Here is a 19,750-nt window from a genome sequence, read left to right on the forward strand (position 1 = left end):
GCGTGTTAGAAAAAGGATCAAAAGAATAAGAATTAAAATTAAAACTAGAAAATGCTTCTTTAGAAAGAGGCATTTCGTACAGAGATAAATATTATATTTCAATAAATCGCATAGACGAGTTTCGTCCCACGATCGACATGTAACGAGAAAAAGGTGAGAGCTAATGAGCAGAGCAAGCTTCATTGATCAAGCTTGCCGCCAAACGATAAGTGAATCCGAATCTAGATATCACTAAGCACACTTTGTTTGCCAGTAGGCATTGCTGTAATTGGATAAGCTTTTTCGGTTGAGTACATGGCTAATATTTTGGCTGGCTTGCATCAGTTTTTCTAAATCAATCCCCGTTTCAAAACCCATATGGGAGAGTAAATAGAAAAGATCTTCGGTCGCAATATTGCCAGAAGCGCCTTTGGCATAGGGGCAACCACCCAGTCCCGCAAGGGATGAATCAAACACACGAATGCCTTGTTGTAAGGACTGGTAAATATTGGCAATCGCCATGCCATAAGTATTATGGAAATGTCCTGCCAAAACTTTGCTGTCGAGTTCAGCCAGACAGGCTTGCCAAACCTTTTGAACGCGATCTGGTGTTGCTGTGCCAATGGTTTCACCTAAAGACACTTCATAGCAGCCAATGTCATAAAGCCGTTTAACCACCTTTACCACTTGCTCAGGAGCAATTGCACCTTCATAAGGACAATCGACAATACAAGAGACATATCCGCGCACACGGATATTCTGCGCTTTAGCGGCACTTAGTACATCAGCAAATTTCTCAAAGCTCTCGTCGATTGAGCAGTTGATATTTTTACGGGTAAAGCTTTCAGAAGCTGCGGTAAATACCGCAACCTCCTTGCATCCCACCGCCTGAGCAGTCTCAAAGCCTTTGATATTTGGCGTGAGTAGGCTTAAATTCAGATCGCTACCTTGTTGGAGCTGTTTAAACAGCTCATCGCTTTGTGCCATTTGTGGTACCCATTTGGCAGACACACAGGAACCGACTTCAATTGATTTTAAACCAGCAGCAATTAAATCATGAATGAAGTTTAGGCGTTGTTCGACGGTCAACGCTTGTTTTTCGTTTTGCAGACCATCTCGGGGGCCAACTTCCACGATTTTGACAAACTCACTCATGCAACTTCCTCCTGCAAAGGCTGAAATTCCACCAGTTCATCACCAGCTTTGACCTGATCACCGACCTGAAAATAGGCATCAACAATCACGCCATCTTGCGGTGCACGAATGGTGTATTCCATTTTCATGGCTTCAAGCGTCATTAAAATATCGTCTTTTTTGACATTATGATTAGCGCCGACCAGAACCTGTGTTACCACACCCGGCATGGGTGCTTTGAGATGGCCTTGATCTGCTTGGCTATCGTCCTGATGATAATCTTGAAGAATATAGCCAAACTTATGGCTTTGTCCCGTATGGAACAGGGTAATGCCTTGCAAACTCTGGTTAAAAGACAGTTTCTGCTGGGTGCCATTAATATGAGTCACAGCGCTATGCGCATCCAGCAATTGTCCAGAAATCTGGTAACTTTCACCGTTATATTCAGCATTAAAACCGTGTTCTGCCGAACTTAGCTTGATGTGAATAGTCTGATCTAAATAGCTCAGTTTAATCTTTTGCTGAAAAGCAATATTTAAACGCCATAGCGGTTGTGCTTGCCATAACTGTTTTTGGCTAGAGTGGTTGTGATTGAGTTTGCTTAAAAACTCGATAAAGGCCGTGGCGACTACCAATTCAGGTTTAATTTGTTCAGGGCGGAACAAGAAATCCTGTTCATGCTGAATCAGGTTGGTATCCAGTTTGGCCTGTTTAAATGAATCACAGCGTACAATTTTTTCCAGAAAGGCAATATTATTCCCTAAACCATCGACGTGGAATTGACCGAGCGCATGTTGCATTTGGATCAAAGCCGCTTCACGGTTTTTGCCCCATACAATCAATTTGGCAATCATTGGGTCGTAATAGGTGGTGATTTCATCACCTTCAACAATGCCGCTGTCAACACGGACAGACTGGTTTTGTGTTGGGTAGTGTAGATAGTCAATTTTGCCGATGGCAGGTAAGAAGCCTTTTTCAGGTTCTTCGGCATAGATACGTGCTTCAAGCGCATGACCATGAATCTGTAATTGATGTTGCAGTTTCGGTAGCGGCTCACCATCAGCGACACGCAATTGCCATTCGACCAGATCTTCACCAGTAATCATTTCGGTGACAGGGTGTTCGACTTGTAGACGGGTATTCATTTCCATGAAATACGCGGTACCGTCTTGTTCCACAATAAACTCGACTGTACCCGCACCGACGTAATCCACTGCACGGGCAGCATCAATCGCAGCCTGACGCATGGCATCCAGTTTTTCACTTGGCATTTGTGGTGCAGGGGCCTCTTCGAGTACTTTTTGGTGGCGGCGTTGTACAGAGCAGTCGCGTTCAAACAAATGCACATAGTTGCCATGTGTATCGCCAAACACTTGAACTTCAATATGGCGGGGTTGAATCACATAACGCTCAATTAACACGTCATCATTACCAAAGCTAGATTTAGCTTCACGTTTACACGAGGCTAAGGCATGCAGAAAATCTTCACTGCGTTCAACCAGACTCATGCCTTTACCACCGCCGCCAGCACTGGCTTTAATTAAAACAGGATAGCCAATTTGGTCTGCCTGTTGCTTTAAAAAGTCGGCATCTTGATTGGTTCCGTGATAACCCGGTGTTAAAGGAACGCCTGCTTTTTCCATCAAGGCTTTAGAGGTCGCTTTGAGACCCATGGCTAGAATCGCATCCACGGGTGGGCCAATAAAGCAAATATTGTGTTGCTGACAAGCGAGGGCAAATTGGTCATTTTCGGACAAGAAGCCGTAACCCGGGTGAATCGCTTGGCTGCCAGTATCAATCGCTGCCTGAATAATACGATCCACTTGTAAATAGCTTTGTGTGGCAGGGGATTGCCCAATATAAATCGCTTCATCGGCCAATTTAACATGCTGTGCATTGGCATCTGCATCTGAATACACTGCAACCGTTGCAATACCGAGTTTTTTTGCAGTACGAATCACACGGCAGGCAATCTCGCCACGGTTCGCAATTAAAATCTTTTCAAACATTGTGATCGTCCTGAATTGTTGTTATTGGGAGGTGGAAGTCCACGCAGGTTGTTGTTTATTTAAAAAGGCATTCAGACCATCTTTTGCTTCGCTACCTTGACGAACTTGAGCAATATGCTGTGCAGTTTGCTTGAGCAAATCATCACTCATAGTTTGGTGGCTGACCATCTGAATTAACTGTTTTGATGCAGCCTGCGCCTGAGGTCCACCGAGTAACAGTGCATCAATGATTTCTTGAACTTTTTGGTCCAAGTCTTCGGCATCAGCAACTTCATGAGCTAGGCCAATCTGCTTGGCGTCGCGTGCTGAAATACGTTCCGCAGTTAAGAAGTAACGAGAAGCCTGTCGAGCACCAATAGCACGAATCACATAGGGACTGATGGTCGATGGTGCAAGGCCGAGTCGAACTTCTGAAGTCGCAAATTTGGCGTCAGTACTGGCAATACAAATATCACAGGCCGATGCCAAGCCCATACCACCACCAAAGGCAATACCATGCACACGCGCAAGTGTCGGTTGCTTTAAGGTCGCGAGTGCATTGAGCATTTGTGCAAGTTTGAGCGCATCGGCTTCATTCTCAGCAGAAGAGGCTTGACCTGCCTGTTTCATCCAGTTCAGATCGGCACCTGCTGAAAAGCTTTTGCCACGTCCAGCCAAGACCACCACACGCACATCATCACGCTGATTTAAGCTGTTAAAGCAGGCATGTAATTCTTCAATCACCGTAGTATTAAAGGCATTGTGCAGTTCAGGTCGATTGAGCCAAACATAGGCCACTTGACCGTGTCGTTCCAGTTGTAAAAATTGATAGCTCATAGACACCTCTTACATGCGGAACACGCCGAACTTGGTCGGCTGAATTGGTGCATTCAGCGCAGCAGCAAGGCTCAGCCCCAGCACATGACGGGTTTGAGCAGGGTCAATCACGCCGTCATCCCAAAGGCGGGCAGAGGCATAATATGGATGCCCTTGGTGCTCATATTGTTCACGAATCGGTTGTTTAAATTGATCTTCTTCCTGTGCTGACCATTGCGCGCCTTTTTGTTCAATCTGATCACGTTTCAAGGTTGATAGCACGCTAGCAGCCTGTTCGCCACCCATCACCGAAATACGCGAGTTCGGCCATGTCCATAAAAAGCGTGGGGAATAGGCACGTCCACACATACCATAGTTACCTGCACCAAAAGAACCGCCAATAATCAGAGTTAACTTCGGCACATTGGCTGTGGCAACCGCCATCACCAACTTGGCACCATGCTTGGCAATCCCTTCATTTTCGTATTGGCGACCGACCATAAAGCCAGTGATGTTTTGGATAAATAGCAATGGGATATTGCGCTGAGTACATAATTCAATAAAGTGAGCACCTTTTTGTGCTGACTCGGAAAATAGAATGCCGTTATTGGCAATGATGCCGACAGGCATACCGTACAAAGAGGCAAAACCTGTGATCAGAGTTGAGCCAAAACGTGCTTTAAATTCATCAAAGCGCGAGCCGTCTACGATGCGGGCAATGACTTCACGGACATCGAAAGGTTTACGTGCATCACTTGGTACAACGCCATAAAGTTCGTTGGCATCAAATAGTGGTTCATCAATCTGCTTGTTTAATTCGTTGGGCTTCTTATTCAGATTGGCAACGATATTACGGGCAATCGCAAGCGCATGTTCATCATTTTCTGCTAAATGATCGGCAACCCCTGACAGGCGGGTATGTACATCTCCACCACCCAAATCTTCACTGCTGACCACTTCACCTGTTGCGGCTTTGACTAATGGTGGGCCACCGAGGAAAATCGTACCTTGGTTACGGACAATAATCGTTTCATCAGACATGGCGGGGACATAAGCACCACCAGCGGTACAGCTGCCCATCACCACCGCAATCTGGGCAATACCTTGGCTCGACATACGCGCTTGATTATAGAAAATACGGCCGAAATGATCTCGATCAGGAAACACCTCATCTTGCATTGGTAAAAAAGCACCACCTGAATCGACGAGATAAATACATGGCAAGTGATTTTGCTCTGCAATTTCCTGCGCACGTAAATGCTTTTTCACCGTCAATGGATAATAGGTGCCACCTTTGACGGTTGCATCATTGGCGACGATCATGCAGGTCACACCATTAACTTGACCAATCCCTGCAATCACACCCGCAGCAGGGATGTCATCTTCATATACCTTGTAAGCAGCCAATTGACCAATTTCTAAAAAAGCAGTACCGACGTCAATCAGTTGATCAATACGATCGCGTGGTAATAGTTTGCCTCTGGCCAAATGTTTTTGGCGGGCATTTTCGCCACCACCAAGTGCTACTTTTTGAGCCACTTGTTTCAGATCGCTGACCAATGTTTGCATGGTGTGTTGGTTGGTTTTGAAGTCTTCACTTCGAACATTAATTTTGCTGTGTAATTGGTTCATAAACTGCATCCTGATTTATGGTTATTATTTGGTTTCATTAAACAGTTCGCGGCCAATCAGCATGCGGCGAATTTCCGAAGTTCCTGCACCAATTTCATAAAGTTTGGCATCACGCCATAAACGACCAGCCGAAAATTCATTGATATAACCATTACCACCGAGCGTTTGAATGGTTTCACCCGCCATCCACGTGGCTTTTTCTGCTGCATATAGGATTGCACTGGCCGCATCTTTACGTAAGCTACGATCATGGTCGGCTTTGTCACAGGCCGCGCCAACCGCATAGACCAAGGCTTTACAAGCCAGCCAAGTGGAATACATATCCGCCAGTTTGCCTTGCATCAATTGAAATTCACCCAAGGCCTGACCGAATTGTTCACGTTCATGCAGGTAGGGAATCACCACATCCAGACAGGCATCCATAATGCCTAAAGGGCCAGCACTTAAAACTGCACGTTCATAGTCCAGACCACTCATTAGAACTTTGGCTCCGTTGCCAACACCCCCAAGTACGTTTTCGGCAGGTACTTCTACATTGTCAAAAAATAGCGGATAGGTATTAGAGCCACGCATCCCGAGTTTTTCTAAATGCTTACCATGACTAAAGCCGGGCATGTCTTTTTCGATTAGGAAGGCAGTCATGCCTTTGGCACCTGCATGTGGATCAGTTTTGGCATACACCACCAATACATCAGCATCACCGCCATTGGTGATCCACATTTTTGAACCATTGATAACAAAGTGATCGCCTTTTTGTTCAGCACGCAGTTTCATACTGACCACATCCGAACCTGCGTTGGGTTCAGACATCGCCAAAGCACCGACAAAGTCACCTGAAATCAGCTTAGGTAAATATTTCTGCTTTTGTTGCTCACTGCCGTTACGGTTAATCTGGTTAATACACAAGTTAGAATGCGCACCATAAGAAAGACCAATAGAGGCGGATGCACGCGAAATTTCTTGCAACACGATGATATGTGCCAGATAACCTAGATTGGTGCCACCATATTCTTCAGAAACGGTTAAGCCCATCAATCCCATATCTCCAAACTTTTTCCAGAGATGAGCAGGGAAGACATTGTCCTGATCGACTTGTTGTGCAATAGGTGCAATTTCCTTTGCACAAAATGCAGCAACCGAATCTTGTAGAGCAATTAACGTTTCATCCAGACCAAAGTTCAAGCTACGTAGGTTCATTATGTTGTCATCCCAGTGATTATATTTGTTGTTCCATTAAGCGTTGTTGTGTGTGCTTAGGAACTACCTTACAATGAATTTTTAAAAAAGTGAATAGTGATTCATAAAATGATTTACAATTCACTTTATTTGTTAGAGAATAAAATTTATGAGCTATAAACGATCAACTTTAATGCAGGAGCGGATGGAGCAAAATCGTAAATCGATTTTGAGTTCAGCCAGAAAATTAATTTCAGAGGGAGGGTTCAAAGACGCACAGATACAAACCATTGCTGAGCAAGCAGGGGTCTCAAGTGGTCTGGTTTATCGCTACTTTGACAATAAAAGTCAGGTGTTAATTGAGGTCTTGTCAGAAGCCATCAATACCGAACTGTTGGTGATTGATGCCATCACAGAAAGTGATCTGACCGCACAACAAAAATTGCACAAGGCAGTCGCGACCTTTGTAAAACGGGCCTTGAACAGTCCGCAGCTGGCATATTCACTCATGTTTGAACCCGTGGATTCAAGCGTTGAACATGAGCGTTTTCGGGTAAAGCAGTTGATTAAACAAAGTATTAAAAAAATCCTTGCAGATGGAAATGCAAGTGGTGAGTTTGTTTTGGATGACCTAAACACAACCGCCATGTGTGTGGTCGGGGCAATGACTTATGTGGTGGTTGAACCGTTGGATCCAGCACAAAATACCAAGTTTGATCATGCGCACAAAGACTATTTTTCCAAACAGATTGCTGACTTTTGTGTGGATGCAGTACAGAAAAAGTAGGGCAGACAAAACGGTTTAACATCACAACAACAGGCAGTTTGAAGAATAGTTGCAGTTACAACAATTAGATCAGGTAAGAACAGAATTAAAAAAGAATCAAGGAGAATGATTCAATGCAACATGTACGGTTAAGCTATGCCTCTGGAACCAGTTCACAGCCCCTGTTGGGGATGACGATTGGAGATAAATTTGATCAAGTCTGCCAGCAATATGCTGAGCAAGAGGCGATTGTCAGTTCACATCAGAACCGGCGCTTAAGCTACAAAGAACTACAGCATGAAGTGAATGCATTTGCCTGTAGTCTGCTCAAGCTGGGTTTGAAAAAAGGGGATCGCTTGGCGATCTGGTCGCCGAATTGTGTGGAATGGACTGTGACCCAATTTGCTGCATTTAAAGCAGGCATTATTTTGGTGAATCTAAATACTGCCTATAAGAGTCATGAACTGGAATATGTACTCAATAAAGTCTCCTGCAAAGGCTTAGTTATCGCTTCACAATTCAAGACCACAGATTATCAAGAATTGCTGAGTAAGATTGCCCCAGAATTGGCATCCAGTACTGATAAGGTATTGAATGCAGCTCGGTTACCGCATTTAAAATATGTCATTAAAATTGATGAGCAACAGCATATAGGCATCCATCGTTTTAGTGATTTGCTTGAAACCCCAAATCAATCTCAGCTCGATGAATTACAACGCTTAGCCAAGCAATTGCAGTTTGATGAAACCATTAATATCCAATTTACCTCAGGAACCACAGGTAACCCGAAAGGAACCATGTTGACGCATCATAACATCCTGAATAATGGTTATTTTGTTGGTGAAGGGATTGGCTTAGCCCCCCAAGATCGAGTCTGTATCTCGGTGCCTTTATTCCATTGTTTTGGCATGGTGATGGGCAATCTGGCCTGTATCACCCATGGTGCTACCATGGTTTATCCTGCGTCCGTGTTTAATCCGTTGGAAAGCTTAAAAACCATTGAGCAGGAAAAATGTACGGCGGCCTATGGTGTGCCGACCATGTTTATTGCCATTTTGGAACACGAGCAATTTGCAGAATTTGATTTGAGCAGTTTAAGAACGGGCATTATGGCAGGCAGCCCATGTCCTAGAGAAATCATGCAGCGTGTGATTGACCGCATGCATATGTCAGAAATCACCATCTGTTATGGCATGACCGAAACCTCCCCAGTCAGCGTGCAGAGTTATATTGATGATTCAATTGATAAACGCGTTAGTACGGTTGGTCATGTTCATCCACATTTGGAAGTCAAAATTGTCGATTTAGAAGGCGAAATTGTGCCGCAAGGCACACTCGGTGAACTTTGCGTACGTGGTTATTCGGTCATGGCGGGGTATTGGGATGAGCCTGAAAAAACCAAAGAAGTGATCGACGCAGCGGGCTGGATGCATACGGGTGATATTGCTGAAATGGACAGTGAAGGCTTTGTCAAAATCAAAGGTCGAATTAAAGATGTGGTGATTCGTGGGGGTGAAAACCTGTTTCCTAAAGAAATCGAAGACTTTTTATATACCCATCCCGATGTCTGTGATGTGCAAGTGATTGGTCTACCCGACATGCGTTATGGCGAAGAACTTTGTGCATGTATTATTTTGCATGAACATCATCAAAGCAATGAAGACAGTATCCGCAGTTTCTGCAAAGAGCATATTTCACATAATAAAGTGCCACGTTACGTTAAGTTTTTTGCTGAGTTCCCAATGACGGCCTCAGGCAAAGCACAGAAATTTAAATTGCAGGAGATTATGCGGGCAGAGCTGAATTTGACTGCTGAAATTTTTGATTAAAACCGTATTCCTCCTTTGTGCATTGCGACTGAGGAGGAGCTTTGATGTCGTGGTTGTTATCTAAGCATAGGATGTCAGGATCAAGAAATGAAGATTAGAAATGATTGGTCACGTGCAGAAATACAGGCGTTATATGAGCAGCCTTTATTAGATTTGCTGTTTCAGTCACAGCAGTTGCACCGACAATATTTTGCTGCGAATACGATTCAGGTCAGTACTTTGCTCTCTATTAAGACTGGCAAATGCCCAGAAGATTGTAAGTACTGTTCGCAATCAGCGCGTTATGATTCAAAGCTGGAAGCAGAAAAACGTATTGCCGTCGAGAAAGTCATTCAAGAGGCACAAAAATCCAAAGCCTCAGGCACATCTCGGTTTTGTATGGGTGCTGCATGGCGCAATCCGCATGAGCGCGATATGCCTTATGTACTGGACATGGTGCGTGAGGTCAAAGCCTTAGGACTGGAAACCTGTATGACCTTGGGTATGTTGAATGCCTCTCAGGCGGAGCGTTTAAAAGATGCTGGTCTGGATTATTACAACCATAATCTGGATACCTCGCGGGAATATTATTCCCACATTATCAGCACCCGAACCTTTGATGATCGACTGGATACACTAGACCATGTTCGACAGGCAGGCTTGAAAGTGTGTAGCGGTGGGATTGTCGGTTTAGGTGAAAGCCGAGAGGATCGGATTGGTCTTTTACACGAGTTAGCAACTTTGCCGCTACATCCCGAGTCTGTACCGATCAATATGCTGGTGCCGATAGAAGGGACTCCATTGGCTCAAGTAGAAAAACTGGATGTGATTGAATGGATTCGGACCATTGCGGTGGCACGATTAATCATGCCGCAAAGTTACATTCGACTCTCTGCAGGCCGTGAAGCATTGACCGATTCAGATCAAGCTCTGGCATTTATGGCAGGTGCCAATTCTATCTTCTCAGGTGAAAAGCTGTTAACCACCGCCAATGCAGGTGAAAATCGTGACCAAGCCTTATTTCAAAAATTGGGCTTAAGTATCGAAGCGAGTAAACCTTCTATAAAGCAGTTATCAGTTGATGCAATGCTGACCGTTTAAGGCTTTTAAAAATAGAGGATCAAATGGCGAAAGATTTTAACAGTCAAAAAGTGGTGGAACGCTATGACGATCATATCCGTCGTCTGATTCCAGGTTATGAGCTGATGCATCAACAAGTGGATGCGATTTTACAATCCGCTTTAAGTGCAGACGCAGAGATTTTAATTGTTGGTTGCGGCACAGGCTATGAGCTTGAATATTTATTGAAACGGCATCCGACTTGGCGTTTTACGGCTGTTGATCCTTCTTTGAGTATGTTGCAGAAAGCACAAGCCCTGATTCAGGCACTGGGTCAGTCCGAACGAGTGCAATTTATTCATGGTGAAACAGCTGCATTGTCTACACAGCCAAAATTTGATGCGGCCTTGTCTATTTTAGTTGCGCATTTTGTGCCGCATGCGCTTAAACCGAGTTTCTTTGCTGAAATATCACAGCGATTAAAAGCGGATGGATTGCTCATGACCTACGACCTGATGGCCTGTGAAGATACTCAACAATTGAAAGCATTGCCACTGCTGTGTCAGAGCAATGGTCTGAGTGTCGAGCAGAGTCAAGCCATGATGGAGCGTTTGGGGCACGACTTTTTCACGCTCACTTTTGCCGCTTATCAGCAACTCCTTTACAGCACTGGTTTTGAACAGGTGCAAGGTTTTAGCCAAGTTTTAACTTATCAGGGACTGATTGCTCAGAAAAAACAGGAGGATATTTTGACCTCGGAACTTTCTGGCAAGGCTGTTTTCACTCAATAAGGAATTCAATATTAAAACAGCAACTTAATTTTTAGCTTCTAACCGATGTTTTTGACAGTGGCGGAAATTGCCGCTGCAAGGTTCTGTTGTCTTTAAAAAAAGTGGCTATTCACTTACATAGGAGGTGAAATCTCAATAAATCAATGGTTTGAATTTTTAGAATAAAAAATGTGCTGTGGTACATCTGTACGACAAAGGAAAAACACAAACAAGAATGATCTTAAAACGAGTTTTAAGATCAGCCGAAAAGGAAATTGATTTTAATGAAAAAGTTTATTTTAACGGTACAAAAAAGCATATTGGCAACGGCAGTTTTAACGGCCATGTCCTCTGCTTATTCGGGAACTGAAAGTGCTGAAATTGCACAACTCAGACAAGAAGTTCAAGAGTTGCGCGCCATGCTGCAACAGTATGTAAAACAACCTGCTCAAACACAGTCGACGCCTCAAGTCGCGGTTGCTGCTACGCCACAGCTGACCGAAGCACAAGCTCCAAAACTGAATATTAGCAAAGGCGGAGCTGAAGTCAATTTATATGGTTATCTCCGTGCTGATGCCTCTTATCAGGCCAAGGGTGCATCGACCATGTATAACAATATCAGTGGCGTACCGCTGGAACATACTGCCGAGGAAGCTCAACAAAAAGACCGCTTGCATTCAACCGTCAATGTCACCCGTTTGGGCTTAAATTTTAAAACACCGACGGCAGCAGGTGATGTTGGTGGCAAGCTGGAAATGGATTTCTTTGGGGGTAGCACTCGTGATCAATTCCGTATTCGTCATGCCTATTTAACTTTTGATAAATGGTTGATTGGTCAGACTTGGTCAACCTTTATTGCGCCTGAATATTATCCAGAAACCATTGATGCGGGAACCTATGTCGGTGGAGCATTACAACGGTCACCTTTGGTACGTTATAGCGATAATTTATCAGCCAATACCAGTTTTGCTGTCGCGATTGAAGATCCTAAATATACCGCAACCTCTGACCCTGATAATGAAATGCGTTTGCCTGCTTTAGTTGGGCGGTTGAACCATAAATTTGCCAATGGTTCACTGTTGTCAGGTCGTACTTTTATGGCCGAGAAAAAAACCAGCAATGACGAAGAATGGGCATGGGGCGTAGGTCTCGGTGGTAAATATCAGCTGACACCACAAACCTTCTTAAAAGCTGATTATTACCATGTCAAAGGTGATGGCCGCTTCCTACTTTGGACCAATAACAGCTATGTAATTGATGATAAAAATCATATTCAGAGCAATGAATTCGACACCATTTCAGCAGGTCTAACCCATCAGTTTAATTCGAAGCTTCGCTCAACCTTGGGCTATGGCTATATGAAAGCCAAGGATGACAATACTTTCGCTGAAATTCAAAAAAATAATGCAACTCAAAACAAGGAACTTTGGCAGGGTTGGATCAATGCCATGTACAACCCGTATAAACCGATTACCTTGGGCGTGGAGTATGTCTATGGCGAGCGTGAAACCTTTGATGGTCGTAACGGGATCGATAACCGCTTCAATATGATGGCGAGTTACGATTTTTAATCAAGACCTTGAATAATCTTTTTTTTCTTTAGGGTGCAGTATGTCGTTTTAAAAATGAACAAGAATTTATCTCATAGAGGAGATGATTAAATGGCAACATCGACGTTGAATGTCAATGCAATTATTGACCAAGCAAAATTTACCCCTTTTCACTGGAGCATTTTGCTTTGGTGCTTACTGATTATTATTTTTGACGGTTATGATCTGGTTATTTATGGTGTGGTTTTGCCTGTCTTGATGCAGGAGTGGTCACTCACCGCGGTACAGGCGGGTATGTTGGCCAGTACTGCTTTATGTGGAATGATGTTTGGAGCCATGCTATTCGGGGCGTTGGCAGATAAAATCGGTCGTAAAAATGTGATCTTGATTTGTGTGACCTTTTTTAGTGGTTTTACCTTTTGGGGTGCATTTGCATCGACACCTTTTGAGTTTGGGATTTTAAGATTTTTAGCCGGTTTAGGCATTGGTGGGGTTATGCCGAATCTGGTGGCGTTAACCTCTGAATATGCACCGAAACGGATACGCAGTACCTTGGTCGGGAGCATGTTTAGTGGCTATGCCATTGGTGGAATTATTTCGGCATTGTTGGGCAGTTATTTAGTCGAGAGCCAAGGCTGGCAAATCATGTTTTTGATTGCCGGCATTCCATTGTTGTTGTTACCGATTTTATGGAAGTTTTTACCTGAGTCACTGACTTTTTTAGTGAAAAGCGGTAAGACTGAACAAGCCCATGCCATCATTCAAAAAATTGCACCAGAACAGGCATTAAGCAGTGAGACGCGCTTATGCTTGAATGACGATCATCTGGAAACAGGCAGTTCTGCCAAAGCCTTATTTCAACATGGGCGTGCTTTAAGTACCTTGATGTTCTGGCTGTTATTCTTTATGTGCTTGTTGATGGTTTATGCATTGAGTAGTTGGCTGCCGAAACTGATGCTGGCAGCGGGTTATTCATTGGGTAAAAGTATTCTATTCCTATTGGCGCTGAATGTCGGGGCCATGATTGGGGCAATTTTTGGTGGGATACTGTCAGATAAATTCCACTTAAAGCCTGTGATTTTAACCATGTTTGTGGCAGGAGTCTTTGCCTTGGTCGGACTCGGTTATAACTCGCCAGCCTATATTTTATATGGTTTGGTGACGATTGCGGGTGCTGCAACTATTGGTACTTCAATCCTTTTATATAGTTATGTCGCGCAATTTTATCCATTGAGTGTGCGCTCGACAGGGATTGGCTGTGCATCTGCAGTTGGGCGAATTGGTGCTATTGTCGGGCCAATTTTAACAGGGATGCTGCTGACCTTAGGTCTACCACATAAGCTGAACTTTGTGATGATTGCCATCCCTGCCATTATTGCGATTTTTGCGGTACTGGTACTGAAACGGCATGAGTCAGACAGTGGAAGTAAAAGCACAGTCAATCCAGCGACAAACATCGCTGAAACAGGTGAAGCATAGCAATGCAGCATGATTAACAAAACAAAGTCGATGAGCCCAATTCATCGACTTTTGTATTTTACTCTGAGTTAAGCCAGAGGCATGATTCTGGTTTTCAGGATATCCATAAAGGTTTTTAAAATCATATTGTAGTTTTTGCCTTTATGGGTGATCAGACAGATCGGGGTACTGTAATGCATCACATCCTGTAAAATCGGTTGCATAAAGCCATCTTGCACCCATTTCCTCGCATAATGATCGGGTAAAAAACCGAGAAACTTACCTGTTAAGATCAGAAAGGCGATGCCTTCCCGGTCACTGGCTGTGGCCGAGCAATCGAGCAGTTGGTGTAATTTTGCCGCCTCTGCTGTCGTTGTATAATTGGGCAATACCGCTTGCCAGTTTTTTAAATCCGCAGTGTGGAAGCCACCTAAATGTTGAAATAGAGGGTGATTTTTACCGCAGTAGAGCAAAGACTTTTCGCTATATAAATCAAAATAATCTAAGCCAGATAATGGGGTCACTAGAGGGATGGCACCGACATGTAAGCGACTGTCCAAGACACGACATTCAATATCAGACAGGGTACTCATACTGATGTTAATCACCACCTCAGGATTTTCTTCAGCCAATAGCGCAAGGGTATTGGTGATATAGGCGCTGGGCATGGTGACTAAATTATTAATAATCCCAATATTAAATTCACCTTTGAGCTGATTATGCATTTGATTGATTTTGGCTCGAAAGTCTTCAATCGAAGCATTCAACACTTCAATATATTCCAGAATTTCACGACCTTCATCGGTCAGGGCAAAGCCCGCTCGACCACGCTGGCAGAGTCGAATACCGAGCCGATTTTCCAGATCACTCATATGCAGACTAATCGCAGAACGACTGATGCCAAGTAGGCTTTCAGCAGCGCTAAAGCTGTGGCAGTCACACACCGTTTTAAAAATTTTAAGCAGTTTTATATCAAAATCAGTCACTTGATTTAATTTTTTAGGCTTCATTTAGTTTTGCTTTTTTATATCTAAACTCAAGACAATTTGAATTTATCAAAACTATAACGCGCTGTACACTCCAAACATAAGTCCAAAACAAGAAGAGTGATTATGTTTGATATCGACACCACAAATGACCGTGATGATGTATTGGAAGCCAGTCCGTCAGACGTTGCTATGAAGTTAAATTATCAAGCGCATTGGATGCCGTTTACCGCCAATCGTAACTTTCATCAAGATCCACGCATCATCGTGGCTGCCAAAGGCTCATCTTTAATCGACAGTGCAGGGCGTGAGATTTATGACTCATTGTCAGGATTATGGACTTGCGGTGCAGGGCATAGCGTGCCTGAAATCCAGCAAGCCGTAACTCGTCAATTGGCAAAACTGGATTATTCACCAGCCTTCCAATTTGGACACCCATTGTCTTTTCAATTGGCTGAAAAAATTGTGCAGCACATGCCTGAAAAATTACAGCATGTATTTTTTACCGATTCGGGTTCTGAGTCAGCAGATACTGCGATTAAAATGGCAAGAGCCTATTGGCGGATTAAAGGTCAACCGAGCAAAACCAAATTGATTGGGCGTGCCCGTGGCTATCATGGTGTTAACGTGGCAGGCACAAGCCTAGGGGGTATTGGTGGCAACCGTAAAATGTTCGGTCAATTGATGGATGTAGACCATTTACCTCATACCTTGCAAGCGCATCTAAGTTTTACCAAAGGCTGTGCCGAAACGGGTGGGGTTGAGCTGGCGAATGAAATGCTCAAATTGATTGAATTGCATGATGCATCGAATATTGCTGCTGTAATCATCGAACCAGTTTCTGGCTCAGCAGGCTGTATTGTACCACCGACAGGTTATTTAAAACGCCTGCGAGAAATCTGTGATCAACACAATATCCTGCTGATCTTTGATGAGGTGATTACGGGCTTTGGCCGCATGGGCACATGGACAGCGGCTGAATATTTCGATGTAACACCTGATCTGCTGACGTTTGCCAAACAAATTACCAATGGTGCCATTCCATTAGGCGGCGTTGTCGCAAGTCGCGAAATCTATGATGCCTTTATGCAACAAGACTTGCCTGAACATGTGGTTGAATTTACCCACGGCTATACCTATTCAGGGCACCCCGTTGCCTGTGCCGCTGCTTTAGCCACTTTAGATGTATTGGAAAATCAAAACCTGATCACTCAATCAGCGACTTTGGCTCCAAGTTTTGAAAAGCTGATACATGAGTTAAAAGGTGCACCGAATGTGATTGATATTCGCAATTGCGGTTTGATTGGGGCATTACAGCTTGTGCCACGAGATGGCGATGCCACCATTCGTGGATTTGAAATTGGCATGAAGTTGTGGAAAGCCGGTTTCTATGTGCGTTTTGGCGGAGACACCATTCAGTTTGGTCCAATGTTCAATAGCACCGAAGCGCAATTATCACGGTTGATCAATGCTGTGGGGGAAACCCTTTACCAAGTGAAATAAAGCTTGGCTGAGTACCCGCCAAAAGCAAACGGAAAATAATACACAGAGACAAGGAATACAGATGAATAATTTAGAACATTTTAATGCCAATGCATTCAGCAATACGGATTCAGCTCAAACATCAACCACTCAGGTGATTGGACATTTTATAAATGGAAAAGTAGTGTCCAAAACTAGCAAAAGGCAGCCTGTTTATAATCCTGCTACAGGTGAGGTGAGTAAATTTGTTGAAATCGCAGATCAGCAAACAGTAAATGAAGCCATTCAGGCTGCCGAGCGAGCATTTCCAGCATGGCGTGATACACCTGTGATTAAACGTGCTCGGGTGATGTTTAAGTTCAAGCAGTTGCTGGAAGAAAATGCTGGGAAAATCTGCGAATTAATTGGGCAGGAACATGGCAAAATTTCTCATGATGCGCAAGGTGAATTACAGCGTGGTATTGAAAATGTAGAATACGCTTGTGGTGCACCAGAGCTACTCAAAGGTGAGTACTCAAAAAATGTTGGTCCAGATATCGATTCTTGGAGTGAATTCCAACCTTTAGGTGTGGTCGCTGGAATAACGCCATTTAACTTCCCTGCAATGGTGCCGTTGTGGATGTTCCCGATGGCATTGGTTTGCGGGAACTGTTTTGTATTAAAACCTTCAGAAAAAGCACCTTCTGTGGTGTTATTTTTGGCTGAATTATTGAAACAGGCCGGCTTGCCATATGGTGTGTTTAATGTGGTCAATGGTGATAAAGGTGCGGTGGATGCTTTACTGCATCATCCTAAAATCCAAGCCATCAGTTTCGTGGGATCAACGCCAATTGCAGAATATATTTATCGAACTGCCACCTCGACTGGAAAACGCTGTCAGGCCCTAGGTGGGGCGAAAAACCATGCCATTATCATGCCCGATGCCGATATTGATAATGTAGTCACATCCTTATTAGGCGCAGCCTTTGGTTCATCTGGCGAACGTTGTATGGCACTTTCGGTTGCGGTGGCAGTCGGAGATGAAGTGGCTGATGTGGTGATTACAAAGCTTAAGCAAGAAATGCAAAAGTTGAAGTTTGGATATTATGCCGATAGTAATAATGATTTCGGACCGCTGATCACGCAAATGCATAAAGATAAGGTACAAGCCTATATTCAAAGTGCAGAACAGCAAGGTGCAAAAATTGTGGTGGATGGACGTGACGCCAAACCCGTCGGTTATGAGCATGGATTCTTTGTCGGGCCGACCCTGATTGATCAAATTTCAGCAGAGATGACCAGCTATCAGCAAGAAATTTTTGGGCCTGTATTGCAAGTGATGCGGGTGGATACCATGCAGGAAGCCATGCAGTTGATCAATGACCATGAATATGGCAATGGCACCTGTATTTATACCCGCGATGGTGAGGCTGCACGTTATTTTAGCAGTCATATTCAAGTCGGTATGGTCGGGATCAATGTGCCTTTACCAGTCCCTGTTGCCTATCACAGTTTTGGCGGCTGGAAGCGTTCACTGTTTGGTGATTTATATGCCTATGGGCCAGATGGCGTGCGTTTTTATACCCGTCGTAAAACCATCACCCAACGTTGGCCATCTGCACAAATTCGTGAGGCGAAACAATTTGCTATGCCTACTTTAAATTAATTTTTGCTCGAGGGGAGACCATTGGTTTTCCCTTTTTATTTTATAGGAATTTAAACATGTAATTAACGGTTTTTCGAGACGTATTTTTAAGGAATAAAATATGAATAGTGCAAAAACAACAAAATTAGGTGAAGGACTTTCGAATCGCCATATCACCATGATCAGTATTGGTGGTGTGATTGGTGCAGGTTTATTTGTCGGCTCATCTGCTGCCATTGCCAAAGCAGGCCCAGCTGCTGTATTGGCTTATATTATTACAAGCATTTTAGTTTTTCTGGTCATGCGTATGCTCGGTGAAATGGCCGTTGCACAGCCTGACACAGGTTCATTTTCAACGTATGCCCGTAAAGCAATTGGCCCTTGGGCGGGTTTTAGTGTGGGCTGGCTGTATTGGTGGTTCTGGGTTTTGGTGATTCCAATTGAAGCCATTGCAGGTGCCGAAATTTTGCATGCTTGGTTTCCACAGGTATCCAGTGCCATTTACGCCTTTGCATTTATTATTCTGCTGAGTTTGGCAAACTTCTTTAGCACCAAAAGTTTTGGCGAGTTTGAGTTTTGGTTTGCACTGATTAAAGTGATTGCGATCCTTGTATTTATTGTGATTGGTGCATCTGCCGTATTTGGACTGTGGCCTTTAGCCAAAGATGTCAGTGGTGTGGGCAATCTTTTTTCAAATGGCGGTTTTATGCCACATGGTATGGGCGGTGTGCTATCTGCAATTTTGATCTCGGCATTTTCCTTCTTTGGCATTGAAATTCTTTCGATTGCTGCGGCGGAGTCTAAAAATCCTGAAGAGAAAATCAAACGAGCGACCAATTTAGTCCTGTATCGGATTATCTTATTCTTCGTGGTTTCGATTTTCCTCGCGGTTGCCTTGGTTGATTGGCGTTCACCTGATTTACAAAAATTGGGTACTTTTCAGTATGTTTTGGTCAGTCTGAATATTCCTCAAACCAAGTTAATTATGGACACTGTGGTATTTATTGCCGTGGCGAGCTGTATGAATGCGGCTGTCTATACCTCTTCACGCATGTTATTTGCTTTAGGGGCTCGTCAAGAAGCGCCAAAAATGGTCACGAAAATTAATGCAGCAGGTGTGCCAACCATCGCGGTATTTGCATCAACATTGATTGGATTGATTTGTTGTGCAGTGAATTATTTATTTCCCGGACAAGTATTTGGATTTCTACTGTCGACCACAGGCTCAATTGCGCTGGTAGTTTACTTAGTCATTGCCGTTTCACAACTACGGTTGCGAACCAAATTAGACAAAGTTGGCGCTGCTGTGCCTTTTAAAATGTGGTTATTTCCATGGCTGACTTGGTTTGTGATTGTGGTGATTATGAGCGTACTGGGCTATATGTTCCTGTCACCTCAATATAGCTATGAAACCACTTTATCTTTAAGTGTCACTTCTCTGGTGGTGATTTGTGGACTGATTGTGACCCGAAAGAAGAAAAGTAGTCGAACAGTAGCATTGCACTTAGACTGATCGAACATC

Annotated in this window: 14 protein-coding genes and 1 pseudogene; 9 read left to right on the forward strand and 6 right to left on the reverse strand. The window is 43.8% G+C overall.

Annotated elements, in window-relative coordinates; genetic code table 11:
• Positions 1-231 precede the first annotated feature (231 nt).
• The 5 genes and pseudogenes from FPL17_RS02375 to FPL17_RS02395 all read right to left on the reverse strand — a co-directional run bounded on the left by FPL17_RS02375 (position 232) and on the right by FPL17_RS02395 (position 6,746).
• Positions 232-1,134, reverse strand: coding sequence for a hydroxymethylglutaryl-CoA lyase (locus FPL17_RS02375; RefSeq protein WP_159882947.1), 903 nt, complete (start codon positions 1,132-1,134; stop codon positions 232-234).
• Positions 1,131-3,122, reverse strand: coding sequence for an acetyl/propionyl/methylcrotonyl-CoA carboxylase subunit alpha (locus FPL17_RS02380; protein WP_159882949.1), 1,992 nt, complete (start codon positions 3,120-3,122; stop codon positions 1,131-1,133). Before FPL17_RS02380 ends, FPL17_RS02375 begins: the two co-directional genes overlap by 4 nt.
• Positions 3,104-3,938, reverse strand: a pseudogene (locus FPL17_RS02385) (enoyl-CoA hydratase/isomerase family protein). The gene FPL17_RS02380 and the pseudogene FPL17_RS02385 overlap by 19 nt, the downstream one beginning before the upstream one ends.
• A 9-nt stretch (positions 3,939-3,947) precedes the next feature.
• On the reverse strand, positions 3,948-5,549 hold the full coding sequence (locus FPL17_RS02390) for a carboxyl transferase domain-containing protein (RefSeq protein WP_159882953.1): 1,602 nt from the start codon (positions 5,547-5,549) through the stop codon (positions 3,948-3,950).
• A gap of 24 nt (positions 5,550-5,573) precedes the next feature.
• The gene (locus FPL17_RS02395; protein WP_159882955.1) at positions 5,574-6,746 is read right to left on the reverse strand and encodes an isovaleryl-CoA dehydrogenase; all 1,173 of its coding nucleotides are present in this window, start codon (positions 6,744-6,746) and stop codon (positions 5,574-5,576) included.
• A gap of 148 nt (positions 6,747-6,894) precedes the next feature.
• Here FPL17_RS02395 and FPL17_RS02400 point away from each other — a divergent pair, with 148 nt between their 5' ends.
• From FPL17_RS02400 to FPL17_RS02425, 6 genes are all read left to right on the forward strand, one after another.
• A complete protein-coding gene (locus FPL17_RS02400; protein WP_005187203.1) occupies positions 6,895-7,512 on the forward strand; it encodes a TetR/AcrR family transcriptional regulator in 618 nt (205 codons plus the stop codon).
• Between the two features lie 113 nt (positions 7,513-7,625).
• Positions 7,626-9,320: an AMP-binding protein gene (locus tag FPL17_RS02405; protein ID WP_159882957.1), complete on the forward strand. Its 1,695-nt coding sequence runs from the start codon at positions 7,626-7,628 to the stop codon at positions 9,318-9,320.
• 87 nt (positions 9,321-9,407) lie between these two features.
• The gene (bioB, locus tag FPL17_RS02410; RefSeq protein WP_159882959.1) at positions 9,408-10,400 is read left to right on the forward strand and encodes a biotin synthase BioB; all 993 of its coding nucleotides are present in this window, start codon (positions 9,408-9,410) and stop codon (positions 10,398-10,400) included.
• Between the two features lie 23 nt (positions 10,401-10,423).
• Complete coding sequence (locus tag FPL17_RS02415; protein WP_159882961.1) at positions 10,424-11,149, forward strand: SAM-dependent methyltransferase; 726 nt, start codon at positions 10,424-10,426, stop codon at positions 11,147-11,149.
• A 263-nt stretch (positions 11,150-11,412) separates the two neighbouring features.
• A complete protein-coding gene (locus FPL17_RS02420; RefSeq protein ID WP_159882963.1) occupies positions 11,413-12,699 on the forward strand; it encodes a DcaP family trimeric outer membrane transporter in 1,287 nt (428 codons plus the stop codon).
• 90 nt (positions 12,700-12,789) lie between these two features.
• Positions 12,790-14,157 carry an MFS transporter gene (locus FPL17_RS02425; protein ID WP_159882965.1) on the forward strand — a complete coding sequence of 456 codons (1,368 nt, stop codon included), beginning with the start codon at positions 12,790-12,792 and terminating at the stop codon, positions 14,155-14,157.
• A gap of 68 nt (positions 14,158-14,225) precedes the next feature.
• Here FPL17_RS02425 and FPL17_RS02430 read toward each other — a convergent pair whose 3' ends face one another.
• Positions 14,226-15,146, reverse strand: coding sequence for a LysR family transcriptional regulator (locus tag FPL17_RS02430; protein ID WP_159882967.1), 921 nt, complete (start codon positions 15,144-15,146; stop codon positions 14,226-14,228).
• A 96-nt stretch (positions 15,147-15,242) separates the two neighbouring features.
• Between FPL17_RS02430 and aptA the strand changes: the two genes are divergently transcribed.
• From aptA to FPL17_RS02445, 3 genes are all read left to right on the forward strand, one after another.
• Complete coding sequence (gene aptA / locus FPL17_RS02435) at positions 15,243-16,625, forward strand: omega-aminotransferase AptA (protein ID WP_167515352.1); 1,383 nt, start codon at positions 15,243-15,245, stop codon at positions 16,623-16,625.
• Between the two features lie 61 nt (positions 16,626-16,686).
• Positions 16,687-18,249, forward strand: a complete 1,563-nt coding sequence (locus tag FPL17_RS02440; RefSeq protein WP_159882971.1) for a CoA-acylating methylmalonate-semialdehyde dehydrogenase — start codon at positions 16,687-16,689, stop codon at positions 18,247-18,249.
• A gap of 100 nt (positions 18,250-18,349) precedes the next feature.
• A complete protein-coding gene (locus FPL17_RS02445) occupies positions 18,350-19,741 on the forward strand; it encodes an amino acid permease (RefSeq protein WP_159882973.1) in 1,392 nt (463 codons plus the stop codon).
• Positions 19,742-19,750 lie beyond the last annotated feature (9 nt).

The sequence above is a fragment of the Acinetobacter dispersus genome, from assembly GCF_009884975.1.
In the GTDB taxonomy this organism is placed as follows: Bacteria; Pseudomonadota; Gammaproteobacteria; order Pseudomonadales; family Moraxellaceae; genus Acinetobacter; species Acinetobacter dispersus.

Coding starts and splice junctions, on each gene's coding strand:
- FPL17_RS02380 (WP_159882949.1), bottom strand. CDS start 3,122: ATGTTTGAAAAGATTTTAATTGCGAACCGTGGCGAGATTGCCTGCCGT.
- FPL17_RS02430 (WP_159882967.1), bottom strand. CDS start 15,146: ATGAAGCCTAAAAAATTAAATCAAGTGACTGATTTTGATATAAAACTG.
- FPL17_RS02445 (WP_159882973.1), top strand. CDS start 18,350: ATGAATAGTGCAAAAACAACAAAATTAGGTGAAGGACTTTCGAATCGC.
- FPL17_RS02405 (WP_159882957.1), top strand. CDS start 7,626: ATGCAACATGTACGGTTAAGCTATGCCTCTGGAACCAGTTCACAGCCC.
- FPL17_RS02395 (WP_159882955.1), bottom strand. CDS start 6,746: ATGAACCTACGTAGCTTGAACTTTGGTCTGGATGAAACGTTAATTGCT.
- FPL17_RS02440 (WP_159882971.1), top strand. CDS start 16,687: ATGAATAATTTAGAACATTTTAATGCCAATGCATTCAGCAATACGGAT.
- FPL17_RS02415 (WP_159882961.1), top strand. CDS start 10,424: ATGGCGAAAGATTTTAACAGTCAAAAAGTGGTGGAACGCTATGACGAT.
- FPL17_RS02375 (WP_159882947.1), bottom strand. CDS start 1,134: ATGAGTGAGTTTGTCAAAATCGTGGAAGTTGGCCCCCGAGATGGTCTG.
- FPL17_RS02400 (WP_005187203.1), top strand. CDS start 6,895: ATGAGCTATAAACGATCAACTTTAATGCAGGAGCGGATGGAGCAAAAT.
- FPL17_RS02425 (WP_159882965.1), top strand. CDS start 12,790: ATGGCAACATCGACGTTGAATGTCAATGCAATTATTGACCAAGCAAAA.
- bioB (WP_159882959.1), top strand. CDS start 9,408: ATGAAGATTAGAAATGATTGGTCACGTGCAGAAATACAGGCGTTATAT.
- FPL17_RS02390 (WP_159882953.1), bottom strand. CDS start 5,549: ATGAACCAATTACACAGCAAAATTAATGTTCGAAGTGAAGACTTCAAA.
- FPL17_RS02420 (WP_159882963.1), top strand. CDS start 11,413: ATGAAAAAGTTTATTTTAACGGTACAAAAAAGCATATTGGCAACGGCA.